At 68.4% G+C, this 12,001-nt stretch carries 16 protein-coding genes, 1 tRNA gene and 1 pseudogene; 6 read left to right on the forward strand and 12 right to left on the reverse strand.

Annotated elements, in window-relative coordinates; translation table 11 throughout:
- Together WBL05_RS14055 and WBL05_RS14060 are read left to right on the forward strand one after the other, a co-directional pair.
- Positions 1-335, forward strand: a pseudogene (locus WBL05_RS14055) (hypothetical protein); the annotation flags it as partial.
- Between the two features lie 127 nt (positions 336-462).
- Complete coding sequence (locus tag WBL05_RS14060; protein ID WP_424226815.1) at positions 463-705, forward strand: hypothetical protein; 243 nt, start codon at positions 463-465, stop codon at positions 703-705.
- Between the two features lie 18 nt (positions 706-723).
- Here the strand turns inward: WBL05_RS14060 and WBL05_RS14065 are convergent.
- Positions 724-802: transfer RNA gene (locus WBL05_RS14065), tRNA-Gln, on the reverse strand.
- Between the two features lie 94 nt (positions 803-896).
- Between WBL05_RS14065 and WBL05_RS14070 the strand changes: the two genes are divergently transcribed.
- A complete protein-coding gene (locus tag WBL05_RS14070) occupies positions 897-1,607 on the forward strand; it encodes a TetR family transcriptional regulator (protein ID WP_424226817.1) in 711 nt (236 codons plus the stop codon).
- A gap of 17 nt (positions 1,608-1,624) precedes the next feature.
- Here WBL05_RS14070 and WBL05_RS14075 read toward each other — a convergent pair whose 3' ends face one another.
- Genes WBL05_RS14075 through rsmI form a run of 6 tightly spaced genes read right to left on the reverse strand, consistent with a single transcriptional unit; the run spans position 1,625 to position 6,504 of the window.
- Entirely contained in the window at positions 1,625-2,434 is an 810-nt protein-coding gene (locus tag WBL05_RS14075; RefSeq protein WP_424226819.1) for a lysostaphin resistance A-like protein, read from the reverse strand.
- A gap of 11 nt (positions 2,435-2,445) precedes the next feature.
- On the reverse strand, positions 2,446-2,964 hold the full coding sequence (locus WBL05_RS14080) for a MarR family winged helix-turn-helix transcriptional regulator (RefSeq protein ID WP_424226821.1): 519 nt from the start codon (positions 2,962-2,964) through the stop codon (positions 2,446-2,448).
- Between the two features lie 9 nt (positions 2,965-2,973).
- Positions 2,974-3,876, reverse strand: a complete 903-nt coding sequence (locus WBL05_RS14085; protein WP_424226823.1) for a 4-(cytidine 5'-diphospho)-2-C-methyl-D-erythritol kinase — start codon at positions 3,874-3,876, stop codon at positions 2,974-2,976.
- Positions 3,877-3,885: 9 nt separating this feature from the next.
- Entirely contained in the window at positions 3,886-4,728 is an 843-nt protein-coding gene (gene rsmA / locus WBL05_RS14090) for a 16S rRNA (adenine(1518)-N(6)/adenine(1519)-N(6))-dimethyltransferase RsmA (protein ID WP_424226825.1), read from the reverse strand.
- On the reverse strand, positions 4,721-5,614 hold the full coding sequence (locus WBL05_RS14095; protein ID WP_424226827.1) for a TatD family hydrolase: 894 nt from the start codon (positions 5,612-5,614) through the stop codon (positions 4,721-4,723). Before WBL05_RS14095 ends, rsmA begins: the two co-directional genes overlap by 8 nt.
- Entirely contained in the window at positions 5,611-6,504 is an 894-nt protein-coding gene (rsmI, locus tag WBL05_RS14100) for a 16S rRNA (cytidine(1402)-2'-O)-methyltransferase (protein ID WP_424226828.1), read from the reverse strand. The genes WBL05_RS14095 and rsmI overlap by 4 nt, the downstream gene beginning before the upstream one ends.
- A gap of 37 nt (positions 6,505-6,541) precedes the next feature.
- Here rsmI and WBL05_RS14105 point away from each other — a divergent pair, with 37 nt between their 5' ends.
- Complete coding sequence (locus WBL05_RS14105) at positions 6,542-8,197, forward strand: dolichyl-phosphate-mannose--protein mannosyltransferase (RefSeq protein WP_424226829.1); 1,656 nt, start codon at positions 6,542-6,544, stop codon at positions 8,195-8,197.
- Between the two features lie 290 nt (positions 8,198-8,487).
- On the opposite strand, the gene WBL05_RS14110 is transcribed toward WBL05_RS14105, so the two are convergent.
- From WBL05_RS14110 to WBL05_RS14130, 5 genes are read right to left on the reverse strand one after another with little or no spacing between them, the layout of a single operon-like run.
- Positions 8,488-9,363 carry a prenyltransferase gene (locus WBL05_RS14110; RefSeq protein ID WP_424226831.1) on the reverse strand — a complete coding sequence of 292 codons (876 nt, stop codon included), beginning with the start codon at positions 9,361-9,363 and terminating at the stop codon, positions 8,488-8,490.
- Positions 9,360-9,668, reverse strand: coding sequence for a lycopene cyclase domain-containing protein (locus WBL05_RS14115; protein WP_424226832.1), 309 nt, complete (start codon positions 9,666-9,668; stop codon positions 9,360-9,362). The genes WBL05_RS14110 and WBL05_RS14115 overlap by 4 nt, the downstream gene beginning before the upstream one ends.
- Positions 9,665-9,976: a lycopene cyclase domain-containing protein gene (locus WBL05_RS14120; protein WP_424226833.1), complete on the reverse strand. Its 312-nt coding sequence runs from the start codon at positions 9,974-9,976 to the stop codon at positions 9,665-9,667. The genes WBL05_RS14115 and WBL05_RS14120 overlap by 4 nt, the downstream gene beginning before the upstream one ends.
- Positions 9,973-10,191, reverse strand: coding sequence for a squalene/phytoene synthase family protein (locus WBL05_RS14125; protein WP_424226836.1), 219 nt, complete (start codon positions 10,189-10,191; stop codon positions 9,973-9,975). The genes WBL05_RS14120 and WBL05_RS14125 overlap by 4 nt, the downstream gene beginning before the upstream one ends.
- On the reverse strand, positions 10,088-10,426 hold the full coding sequence (locus tag WBL05_RS14130) for a hypothetical protein (RefSeq protein ID WP_424226838.1): 339 nt from the start codon (positions 10,424-10,426) through the stop codon (positions 10,088-10,090). Before WBL05_RS14130 ends, WBL05_RS14125 begins: the two co-directional genes overlap by 104 nt.
- A 273-nt stretch (positions 10,427-10,699) precedes the next feature.
- Here WBL05_RS14130 and WBL05_RS14135 point away from each other — a divergent pair, with 273 nt between their 5' ends.
- Positions 10,700-11,449 carry a hypothetical protein gene (locus tag WBL05_RS14135; protein ID WP_424226834.1) on the forward strand — a complete coding sequence of 250 codons (750 nt, stop codon included), beginning with the start codon at positions 10,700-10,702 and terminating at the stop codon, positions 11,447-11,449.
- 86 nt (positions 11,450-11,535) lie between these two features.
- The gene (locus tag WBL05_RS14140; RefSeq protein ID WP_424226835.1) at positions 11,536-11,784 is read left to right on the forward strand and encodes a hypothetical protein; all 249 of its coding nucleotides are present in this window, start codon (positions 11,536-11,538) and stop codon (positions 11,782-11,784) included.
- Positions 11,785-12,001 lie beyond the last annotated feature (217 nt).

Genomic DNA, 12,001 nt, shown 5'->3' on the forward strand with positions numbered 1-12,001 from the left:
GGAACCTGGGGCCGCTGTCCAGATTCACCCACCGCGCCAAGACCTTCGGCGGCTGGCAACTCCAGCAGCCCGAGCCCGGGGTGTTCCACTGGACCTCACCGGCCGGCTACCAATACCTCGTCACCGCAGACGGCACCACCCGCATCCATATGCCCGAAGCCGAAGCAGAGACCGAAGGAGTGTCCAACTCGGCCGAGGCCAACGCCGAACCAGCAGAAGTCGGTGCCGAAACGGAAACCGATCCGCCAGCCCAAGCCGAGCAGCCAACTGAAAGTGAGCCGCCGACCCAGGCCGAGCTACCAGACCAACCCGAACCACTGGACGAAGCCAGCTGAGTCCGCAGTGAGCCCGCCGACACGGTGACCTGGCTGCCCGGCGGCCCGACGAACGCGAACGACCGGAGGTGGGGCCACCCTGCGCTACCCGTTCTGCGCCGCCAGGAGGGCTGCGCAGGAGTTCGGCATGCCCACTGGAGCCTGGCGCGGAACTCACCCGCCGATGCGGCGTGGAGGCGACCGGCAGGGGGATGGTTGCGCCCGTGTTCAAGGAATCGACGACCTTGCCGAGAACTGGGAGTACACCCCAGTCGAGGGCAGCTTCAACGACACGATCGAGGTCTTGCAGTGGCGAGGCGTGCTCACCGCCGAACAGGTCGACGAACTTGCCGGATTCGCCCGGCGCACCCAAGAGGAGGGCAGAGGGTAGCCAGGACGAGAGACGGGGTTCCCCGGGCAGGAGTCGAACCTGCGTCGCTAATCCTGATTCAAAGTCAGGCGGGCCCTGCCGACAGACCAACCGGGGATCACACCAACACTGATTGTGCGGCCCCACTCTACGTGCTCGGGCCGGCCGGGCGCACCTCGGGGCCGTCGGCCACGTTGTGGGAGACTGAACCCATGACCCCGTCCGAGCCGCAGCGTGCGCGACGCGGGCGAAAGCGGATGACCAGCACCGAACGACGCGAACAGCTGATCACCATCGCCCGCGGGCTGTTCGCCGAACGCGGGCTGGACGGCACCTCGGTTGAGGAGATAGCCGCGCACGCCGGGGTCAGCAAACCGGTGGTCTACGAGCACTTCGGCGGCAAGGAAGGCCTCTACGCGGTCGTGGTCGACCGCGAGGTGCGCGCCCTGGAGTCAGCCATCCAGACCGCGCTGGCCACCCCAAACGCTAACTACCGCGAGATCATCGAGCGTGGCACCCTCGCCCTGCTCGACTACATCGACGGCTGCCCGGACGGCTTCCGGATCATCTCCCGCGACTCAGCGATCCCCAGCCACAACGCCACCTTCGCGTCCATCCTGTCCGACATCACCGAGCGGGTGGAGGACATCCTCGAACTGCCGCTGACCCGTCGTGGCTACAACCCGGGGCTGGGTCACGTCTTCGCCCAAGGATTGGTCGGGTTGGTGGCCGCCGCCGGGCAATCCTGGCTGGATGAGCGGCAGGTGCCGAAGGAGGAGCTGGCCGCCCAACTGGTCAACCTGGCCTGGAACGGGCTGTCGAACCTGCAGAAGGAACCGCGGCTGGTCAGCGTTGAGAAGGACGCCCGGGCCGCCAAGGTGGCAGCGTCCCGGCAGTCGGACGTCATCGGCTCGGCGGATTGAGGAACTGTGGCTCTCGATCAATGGGCTGTTGACGAGGAGCTGCCATGCCGATGCTGGTGGCGATGCAGCAGCCAGATGCCGTAGGCAGCAGCAAGAGCTCCCATCAGCAGTTCGATCACCACGATGGTCACGTCCGGACGGGAGTTCGGCAGGTAGGTGAGGTAGAACACGACCTGGCTGGCCGCGCTGATCAGCACCAACGGCCAGATCGTGCCCGTCACGACGACCAGCGCCGCGAAGGCGATGCCCATCCCTACCGAGTTCGCGGCCTGGGAGACGACGTGGACGGGGTCGATGTCCAGGGCCATGACGCGGAGGTAGGCCACGCCGAACAGCACCGATGAGACGAGGACTGCCCGTCTGGCGCCATCCGGTAGCAGCGTTTGCAGCACCACCCCACGGAAGGTGGCTTCATCGCCGAACCCGCCAGCCAGCACGGTGATCGCGACCAGGAAGATGTACGCCGGGTCGTGGCGGACAGTCCCCGGTGCCATCAGCGTCAGCAGTGGCAGCAGGTTGTAGAGCAGGATCACCGGCAGGAACCGAACCAGGCTTCGCCGGGTTGAACGCCTGGTGAAACCGGCGGCGCCCCACCACCTCAGCACGGTCAGCACGACCACGGGCAGCAGGACGGTCCACCCGATCACCGCGAACGGCACGGCGTCCATCGTCGGCGTGAAGCTCGCCCCCTGCGGAGCGGCAAGGAGCAGGGCCAGCGCGGGAACGGTGTAGGCGAGGATGACGAGAACCGCGAACCACTCCGAACTCCGGGCGGCGAAACCACGCACCGCACGAGTCATCGGCGCCAGGTTGCCGGGGGAGTTCATTCGAGGCCCCGCTACTCCTGGGCCAGCAGCAACCGGCGCAGCATCGCCGCCAACCTCTCTCGTTCTGGGGGTGGCAGAGCCGCCACCAGCCCGGCCTCCGACCGCACCAGGTCGGCCACGGCGGCGTCAACGCGGGCGCGTCCCTCGCTGGTCAACTCGACCAGGGCACCGCGGCCATCAGCCGGGTTGGCCAACCGGTTCACCAAGCCTCGTCCGGCCAGCCGGACCACCCGGTTGGTCATGGTGCCTGAGGTCACATGGGTCTGGGCGACCAGTTGCCCCGGCGTCATCCGGTACGGTTCGCCGGCGCGGCGCAAGGCGGCCAGCACGTCGAACTCCCAGACCTGAAGCTCCTGCGCCGAGTAGGCCCGGGCACGGGCCGCGTCCAGCAGTTGCGCCAGCCGGCTGATCCGCGACCAGACCTGCATCGGCTCGGTGTCCAGGTCGGGACGCTCCCTGGTCCACGCGGCCACCAGTCGGTCGACCTCGTCCAGGCGCGCCGAGGCCGGCCTGCGATCAACCGGCGACATGCTGCCCGATCACAGCACTTCGGGTCCGAGCACCGGTCCGTAAGCCCGCCGGGTGCCACGTACGTTTGCAAGGCCGGCCAGTTCGACGGCGATTCGGTCGGCTGCCTCGGCGTCGGCGCCCAGGAATGCGCAGGTCGGCCCCGACCCGCAGACGATGCCACCCAAAGCCCCGGCAGCCAGACCCGCCGCCAGCGTGGCAGCTAGTTCGGGGTACAGCACCATGGCCGGTGCCTGCAGGTTGTTGTGCATCTCCCCCGCCACCTGGGCAGCGTCCCCGCTGGTCAGCGCATCTACCGCCGACGGGCTGAGGTCGGCGCTGGGTACCATCTCGCCGCGTTCCACCATCTGGTCGAACTGCTGGTAGACCTCCCGGGTGGACAGGCCGCGCGGCGCCAGCGCGAACACCCACTCCAGTCGTCCCTCGGCGGGCAGCGCCCGCAGCCGCTCGCCGCGCCCGGTGCCCAGCGCGTTGCCGCCCAGCAGCAGGAACGGGACATCACTGCCAAGCTCGGCGGCGATCACCGACAGTTCCGAGCGGGTGGCACCCAACTGCCATTCCTGGTTGCAGGCCAGCAGGACGGCGGCCGCGTCGGCCGAACCGCCGGCCATCCCGCCGGCCATCGGTACCTGCTTGGTCACCCACAGGTCGACACCGAGGTCGGGCCGGTCGAAGCGTTCCCGCAGCAGCAGCGCGGCACGGACGGCCAGGTTGTCTGCGTCGGTGGCGAGTTCCTCGCTGCCCTCACCGGTCATCTGCACCGTGATCTCGGCGTCGTCACGCTCGGACGCGGTGATCTCCTCGTACAGCGACACGGCCTGGTACAGGCTGGACAGTTCGTGGTAGCCGTCGGCGCGACGCGACCCCACGCAGAGCGCGAGGTTGACCTTGCCGGGCACGCGAGCGATGGTCACCGGACCAACCTACCTCAGCTGTTCAGCCAGCCGGGCAAACTGCTCGATCGAGAGCAGCTCGCCGCGGGCGGTCGGGTCCAGGCCCGCCGCCACGATCGCCTCGGACGCCGCGGCCGACGATCCGAACAGCCCCGACAACGCCGAACGCAGCATCTTGCGGCGTTGGGCGAACGCGGCATCGACCACGCGGAACACCTGTTGCCGGGACGCGGTGGTCTGCGGCGGGTCGCGCCGGACCAACCGCACCAGGCCCGATTCGACGTTCGGCACCGGCCAGAACACCGTCGGCGGCACGGTGCCGACCCGCTCGGCACCGGCGTACCAGGCCAGCTTCGCGCTGGGCACCCCGTAGACCCTGGAACCCGGTGGGGCCACCAGCCGGTCGGCGACCTCGAGCTGCACCATCACCAGCCCGGTCCGCCAGCCGACGAAGGTCTCCAGCAGGTGTAGCAGCACCGGGACCGACACGTTGTAGGGCAGGTTGGCCACCACCATGGTCGGTTGGGGTCCGGGCAGCGCCGAGACATCCAGGGCGTCGTCGTTGACCACCAGCAGCCGGTCGGCGGCCGCGGGCTGGTGTTCGGCGACGGTGGCCGACAACTGGGCGGCCAACGCGTCCTCGATCTCGATCGCGGTCACCCGGGCGCCGGTCTCCAGCAACCCGAGGGTCAGCGAACCCAACCCGGGTCCGACCTCGAGCACCACGTCCTGCGGCGTCACCCTGGCCTTCGCCACGATCCGGCGGACGGTGTTGGCGTCCACCACGAAGTTCTGGCCCCGCTGCTTGGTGGGACGCAACCCGATCTGCGCGGCGATCCGCCGAACGGTGCGCGGGTCGAGCAGCTCAGCCATCGACGTGGTCGGGGTTGGCCGGCGCCACGCCCCACGGGCCGCCGAACGCGTCCTCGGCGTTGCGGGCCAGCCGCCCGCAGGTGTCCGCCAGTTCGGTGCCCTTGTGCTCGGCGATGAACCGGACGGTGTGGGCGATCAGGTAGGGCGCGTTCGCCTTGCCGCGGTGCGGCAGCGGGGTCAGGTACGGGGCGTCGGTCTCGACCAGGATGCGGTCGAGGGGGGCCAGTTCGAGGGCTTCCCTCAACTCCCGATTGGCCTTGTAGGTGACGTTTCCGGCGAAGCTCAACCAGGTTCCGTCATGGCCGAGGCAGCGGCGGGCGAATTCGGCGTCCCCGCTGAAGCAGTGGAAGATCACCCGGCTGGGCCAGCCCTCGGAGTCGAGCACGGCCAGGATGTCGTCGTGGGCGTCCCGGTCGTGGATCACCAGGGTGCGGTCGTGTCGCCTGGCGGTCTCGATGTGGCGGCGGAACATCCACTGCTGCCTGGCGACGCCCTCTTCGCTGCGGGTGCGGTAGTAGTCGAGCCCGGTCTCGCCGACCGCGCGGATGTGCGGGCCCGACCCGGCAATGGCGTCGATGGTGCGCCAGGCCGGCTCCAACTGTGCCTCGGCCATCCGGGCGGAGTCGTTGGGGTGGATCGACACCGCGGCGATGATGTTCGGGTTGGCGGCCGCCAGTTGGGCCGACCACTGGGCGCTGTCCAGGTCACAGCCGATCTGGACGATCCGGTCGACCCCGACTTCGGCGGCCAGCGCGACGCTGTCGCGGACCCGCAATCCGGAGTGGCGCTGGGTGGAGTCCATGTGGGTGTGTGAGTCCACCGTCGCCACCGGCAACGGCTCCGGCAACGGGGGCAACCCGAGCCGTTCGATCACTGCGTCTGTCACCTGTCCTCCTGATCGGCCGCCCGGCCGGCCGCGTGGGCGGTGCGGGCGGCGAGCGCGCGTTCGTACAGTTCCTTGCGGCGCAGCCCGGTCGCGCGCGCGATGTCGGCCACCGCCTCCGACAGCCTGGTACCCGAGGCGACGAGGGTGCGAACCTGGTCGAGCGCTGTCTGCCAGTCGTCGGCAACCCGTGGGGCGCCCTGGATGACCACGGTGATCTCCCCGCGCGGCGGCTCGGTGGCCCAGTCGGCCAGTTCGGCCAGCGGTCCGCGCACCACCTGCTCGTACGGTTTGGTCAGCTCCCGGCAGACCACCGCGGGACGATCCGGGCCGAGCGCGTCCGCGGCGTCGAGGAGGAACTCGGCCAGTCGGTGCGGCGCCTCGAAGAAGACCATGGTGCGTTCCTCGCCGGCCAGCGCCTCGAACCGGCGACGCCGCTCCCCTGGCTTGCGGGGCAGGAATCCCTCGAAGCAGAACCGGTCGACCGGCAGCCCGCTGACGGCGAGCGCGGTCAGCACCGCGGACGGCCCGGGCACCGCGGTCACCCGAACGCCGGCCTCGATGGCCGCCAGCACCAGCCGGTAGCCGGGGTCGCTGACCGAGGGCATACCGGCATCGGTGACCAGCACCACCACCTTGCCGGCCAGCATGTCCTCGACCAGGCCGGGGGTTCGGGACGCCTCATTGCCCTCGAAGTAGCTGACCACCCGGGCCTCGGTCGCCAGGCCCAGCCGGTGCAGCAGCAACTGCAGTTGGCGGGTGTCCTCGGCGGCGATCACGTCGGCGGAGAGGAGGGCCTGGCCGAGCGCCGAGGAGGCGTCCGCGGCGTCCCCGATCGGGGTGCCCGCCAGCACCAGGCGCCCCTCGCCGGGGTTGAAGGCGGCTCGACTCACAAGGCGAGGCTACCCGCCCACCACTTAGGATGGCCCGGTGAGCCTGAGCCTGGCCGAGCGAGTCAGCGGCGCCGTCGACCGGCTGCCGCGCGTCCCGGTGCAGCAGACCCCCGGCACTCTGGCCCGGCCGTTGCTGTCGACGATCGAGCGGCTGGACGACGCGGCTGTGCTGCGCGCCGACCGTTGGCTGAGCTGGCTGGTCACCATCGTGATCGGGGTGTTCGCGTTCGCGATCCGGCTGGTCGACCTGGCCGAGCCGACCAACCTGGTCTTCGACGAGACCTACTACGCCAAGGACGCCTGGGCGTTGCTCAACTTCGGCTATGAGGTGAACTGGCCCGAGGACGCCAACGACCAGATCGTGGCCGGCACCACCACCAACTGGGAGTCCGGCGCTGCCTTCGTCGTCCACCCGCAGTTGGGCAAGTGGCTGATCGCCATCGGCATCCACTTCTTCGGCATGAACAGCTTCGGCTGGCGGATTAGCGCGGTGGTCTTCGGGACACTGCTGGTGATGGCGACCATCCGGATGGCCCGTCGACTGGCGCGGTCGACGCTGATCGGGGCGATGGCGGGGCTGCTGCTCACCGTCGACGGCCTCAGCTTCGTGATGAGCCGCATCGCTCTGCTCGACGTCTTCCAGGCCACCTTCACCGTGCTGGCGGTGGCCTGCCTGGTCGCCGACCGGGACTGGTTCCGGGCTGCCCTGGCCGAGCACCTTCGCCGCCACGGACTGGCCGATCTGGGTGGCGGTTATGGTCCGCTGCTGCTGTGGCGTCCCTGGCGGTGGGCCGCCGGTGTCGGGTTCGGGCTGGCCATCGCCTGCAAGTGGAACTCGGTCTATGTGCTGGCCGCGATGGGCGTGCTGGTCGTGGTTCATGACATCAGCTCGCGCCGCACCGCGGGTGCCGGCTGGAGGTCGTTCCGCGCCCTGTTCATCGACGCACCGATCGCCTTCGTCGCCCTGGTGGTCACCGCGCTGGTGGTCTACGTGGCGAGTTGGTGGTCGTGGCTGCGCACGTCCGGTGGTTGGGGACGCGATTTCGGTGTCCGCAACCCCGACGACTTCTGGGTGCGGCATGTCGGCGACGGGCTTGGCTCGCTGGTGCACCACCACAAGGAGATCTTCGGCTTCCACACCGGGGAATGGATCGCCGGCCAGACCCACGTCTACGAGTCGCACCCGTTCCAGTGGCTGGTGATGGGACGCACCATCGGTATCCACGCCGAGAACGACATCGCCGCCGGGGTGGACGGCTGCCCGGCCGCCAGCGGCGAGACCTGCGTGCGGATCATCTCCGGCATGGGGACGCCGCTGCTGTGGTGGCTGGCGTTGGCGGCGATCCTGGCCGGGCTGGCGTTGTGGTGGCTCGGCCGCGACTGGCGGTTCGCGGTGCCTCTGGTGGCCGGGCTCACCCCGTGGCTGGCGTGGATGCCCAACGCGGAGCGTCCGCTGTTCTTCTTCTACGCGATCGTCATCATCCCGTTCACCGCCACCGTACTGGCGATGCTGCTGGGCAAGGTGCTGGGCCCGGCCGACGCGGGCCGGCGGCGCCGCCGCGGTGCCATCGCCGTCGGGACGATCATGGTGGCCATCGTGGTGAACTTCTGGTTCATCTACCCGGTACTGACCGCGCAACTGATGACCAGGGACGCCTGGGAGTTGCGGATGTGGTTCGGCAGCTGGATCTGACCAACGAGAAACAACCGGGGCGACCCACGTGTGCTGGACCGCCCCGGTTGTGCGGGTCGGGTGTTGATCAGCCTTGCGTCGGCGAGCTGGGCCAGGCTCTGGCCCTTGGTCTCCGGCGCCGCCCTGCGCGGTGGTCAGCCGAGTTCTTGCTGCAGAGTGCCGGTCACCGGGCCGATGACACCCAGGATCCAGGCATCGACGAATGTCCCGCCGGCCAGCACCGCAACTATTCGGACCAGGAACCGCCTTGTTGAGAGCGTCCGCCGGGGACACGCGGCCCGCCTGGTAGCTCAGAGGACGGTGCGCTGGGCGAGCACTCCGATGGTGAGCGCCGCGCCGACGGCGTAGTTGATCCACAGGAACCGGCGCCAGCCCCGGTTGGCCTGTTCGGCGTCGGGGTCGGTCAAATGACGGAATGGCAACACCATCAACAGGTACGGGATGACCAGCACCGCGGTCCAGGCCACCGCACCGCCCGCCAGCACCAGCAGCAGCGCCGCGGTCGCGTAAAGCCCGAGCACCAGGCCGATGGTGCGGCGGGCACCCAGCACGGTGGCGACCGAACCGATCCCGGCCTGCCGGTCGGCGGCGATGTCCTGCACCGCTCCGAAGGCCTGGCTGGCCATCCCCCAGGCGAAAAAGGCCGCCAGCACCAGCGCCACCGAAGCGGTGATCGGGGCGTCGCTCAGCACCCAGCCGTAAACGGCCGGCCCGACGAAGTGGGTGGCCGAAGTGGCCGAATCGAGTACCGGCCGCTCCTTGAACCGCAGCCCGGGCGCCGAGTAGGCGACCACCGCGAACAGCACCACCACCAGCACCACGTTGGCGGCCAGGTCACCCTGCGTGAGCAGCCAGACCGCGCCCGGCACCGGCAGCAGCACCGACGTCCAGAGCAGGACGCGCAGCCTGGATCGCTGCAGCAGGGCACCCTCGACGCCGCCCTTGCGCGGATTGGCCAGGTCGGACTCGTAGTCGAAGACGTCGTTGACGCCGTACATCAGCAGGTTGTACGGGATGAGGAAGAAGACCACGCCGACCCAGAAGACCGCGTCGGCCCGTCCGGTGGCCAGCAGCCACGCCATCGCGAACGGGTAGGCGGTGTTGACCCACGACAGCGGACGCGACGCCAGCACCAGGTCCTTGACGACCGAGCCGATCCGGTTCACCGGCGATCCCCTCCCCTGTCCCGTGCCAGCCGCACGAACAGCAGTGGCCCGCAGAACGCGGCCACCAGCGCGTAGCTGAAGTCCTCGATCGGAGCCTGCCAGATCCGCAGCCCCAGCAGCGTCGACTCGTCGTAGGCCACGATCCCGCCGGCGATGATCAGCGAGTCGAAGACCGCCGTCATCGCCAGCAGCACCACCATGGTGAGCAGCAGCGTCGGCCAGTCAAGCCGCCCGGGACGGGTGAACAGCAGGGTCGCGAGCGCCGCGATCGTCATCATGCCGAGGTTGAGGACGAGGTAGGTCACCGCTGCCTCCAGATACCAACCAGCCCGTGGACGGTCATCGCCGACTGCATCAGCAGCACCAGGAAGACCGGCTCCTCCACCGGCACGTCGGGCGCCAACTCCAGGGCGAGCAGGAAGTTCGTCTGCCCGGTGAAGAAGATGCCCAACCACACCCCCAGCACGTCCCAGACCAGGAAGAACGCCACCCCAAGCAGCATCGTGACGGCGGCTGCCCGGGCGTCCCGCCACCAGAACAGCCCGAACCGCCGATCCAGCAGGAGCAGGCAACCGATCGAGATCAGCAGCAGCAGCAGGTAGAGCCCGGTCATCCGGCCGCCCACTGGTGGGGGTCGCGGACGGTCAGCCCCCGGGCCGCGTAGGCCATCTTGGTCGGCAGCGGCACCCGGGCGCGTCCGGTGAAGACGTCGTAGTCGCGCTGCTCAATCCGCTCGAGGATCCGCGAGTACAGGATCCGGGCGATCGCCACGCACCTTGCCGATTCCAGCGGCATCATCGCGATGCCTGCATCGGCCTGCCGGTACAGCTCGCGATTGCGTTTGAGTGAGGGCTTCCAGATCGCCCGCCTCGATGCTCTCAACGAGCGCCTGGTAGGCCAGGGCGCGGATGCCCTTGAGGCGGGCGCGCTGCACGGTGACGCCGAACGTGTTGACGACCTGCTGGATGGCCGCTTCGATAGCGGGCAGGGCCTCGTCGAACGTGGCAGCCTCCACGGTCTCGATGGGCTTCAGGGACTTGGGGGCAGTGGGTTTGGTGGCCATGATGTGGAACCTTTCAGGAGTGGAGCTGGCTCGAACGTTTGTTCGGGTAGTTGAACCATGCCGCACCCTCACGAGCGCATCCAAGAGCGTTCTTGAGTCGGGCGTGTAGAGCGTTGCGGCGCTGTCGGGAACGGTCCCTTCCGGAACTCGCGCCGGTGAAGGGGGTGCGGTTGCGACCTACTCCGGCCCCCGTCAGGAGCGCGGTGGTAAGCCCGTTCGCCGTGCGCGGTATGTCCTAAGGGAGAGTCCGCCGTGTGACGGGCACAATGAATCATGACCTTGTTGGAGCGCGCGCGTGACCTCGCCACGAAGCATGTGGCGCTAACAGTCTCACTGTCACTCGCGGTTCTCGTCGTGCTGCGCGCGCTGTACTTCGCAAGGTTCGACCTGCCGGTTGCGTTTGCCGTGTTGACGCTTACTAACCAGGCAACGCTTCTCATCACGACGCTCGCACTGTTTCTGGTCGTCGGACTCCCAGTCGTTTGGGTGTTCGATCCAGGAGGTTACGTGAATCGTGTCCATGAAGCTGGTGCGCCCCGCGCGATCGTCTTCGGCACCACTATCGCGGTTACTGCGCTGCTTCCCTTGATCTACGGGTCCTTCATGACTCCGATTCTTGTAGCGCTGGTGACTATCGCTTTGATCGGGGTGATTGTCGGGAAGATATTGAGGGCGCGACGGCGCAAACCTCGTCCCAAGTCGAAGAAGAATCGCGGGGCGTGGGCAGCGGGGCTTGCAATCGGAACGGTCGTCGTTGTGCTCCTTGGCCAGCCTTGGATGCCATCCGAACAGATAACGACTACGTCATCGGGTGACACCGTTGCGGGCTACGTCGTCGGCGAACAGGCTGGTCAGCTACTTCTGCTTGATCGCAGCCGTAAGCCGGTTTGGATCAAGGTATCTGACATCTCAAGCCGTGAAGTCTGTGAGATCAACTGGCTTCCACCGGACCTGCGCTGGATTGCCACTCCCGTTTTCCGGGCTGGGGGCGCACCGACGCCAGTCGAATGCGCCAAAGAGTAGCCCGGCGAGCGTGCGCGGGTATGAGGCCTTGTCTGGCTGAGCGAGCCTAGACCGCTGATGCGGCTTGCTCCGGGATACTGGGCACTGTGAACAGCATCGATCCAGCGCAGGTGATTGACGCTGCTTCGAAGACGCTCGCCGCCATCGTTTCGCTGGTTGGGCTGGTTGTGGCCATCAGCCAGTGGACTCGTCCTGCCGTTCTAAAGCGCCGTGTGAAGTGGCTCCAGGAGACGATTGAGCATGAGCAGAACGAGGCCCGATTGGCGACGCTGAGGACGATCCTCCACAACGCCAACGCCTCTCTTGTTGCCGGGATGCTGGCTCATCACATTTGAGGGTGTAGAGGCGGGGTGATCACGGCGGCGCGTCGGTCCGCGGATGAGGGTCGAGGCCTCCCGAAGATGGAAGTTCTCACACTCACCATCCGGAAGACCTCGACGTGCCTCACGCTACCTTCACGCGCCCTGACCTGACCACGTTCACCCGCCTCGACGAGCTCGGCCTGGAGGTCGTCGGCCAACAGATCGAGCCGAAGCGGGCCGTGTTGGCCTG

It is taken from the genome of Brooklawnia sp., from assembly GCF_049651565.1.
In the GTDB taxonomy this organism is placed as follows: Bacteria; Actinomycetota; Actinomycetes; order Propionibacteriales; family Propionibacteriaceae; genus Brooklawnia.

What these genes read in the sequence shown, in the direction of transcription:
- WBL05_RS14060 (WP_424226815.1), top strand. Translation starts at nt 463, where the DNA reads ATGCCCACTGGAGCCTGGCGCGGAACTCACCCGCCGATGCGGCGTGGA.
- WBL05_RS14070 (WP_424226817.1), top strand. Translation starts at nt 897, where the DNA reads ATGACCCCGTCCGAGCCGCAGCGTGCGCGACGCGGGCGAAAGCGGATG.
- WBL05_RS14075 (WP_424226819.1), bottom strand. Translation starts at nt 2,434, where the DNA reads ATGAACTCCCCCGGCAACCTGGCGCCGATGACTCGTGCGGTGCGTGGT.
- WBL05_RS14080 (WP_424226821.1), bottom strand. Translation starts at nt 2,964, where the DNA reads ATGTCGCCGGTTGATCGCAGGCCGGCCTCGGCGCGCCTGGACGAGGTC.
- rsmA (WP_424226825.1), bottom strand. Translation starts at nt 4,728, where the DNA reads ATGGCTGAGCTGCTCGACCCGCGCACCGTTCGGCGGATCGCCGCGCAG.
- WBL05_RS14120 (WP_424226833.1), bottom strand. Translation starts at nt 9,976, where the DNA reads ATGACCGGGCTCTACCTGCTGCTGCTGCTGATCTCGATCGGTTGCCTG.
- WBL05_RS14130 (WP_424226838.1), bottom strand. Translation starts at nt 10,426, where the DNA reads ATGGCCACCAAACCCACTGCCCCCAAGTCCCTGAAGCCCATCGAGACC.
- WBL05_RS14135 (WP_424226834.1), top strand. Translation starts at nt 10,700, where the DNA reads ATGACCTTGTTGGAGCGCGCGCGTGACCTCGCCACGAAGCATGTGGCG.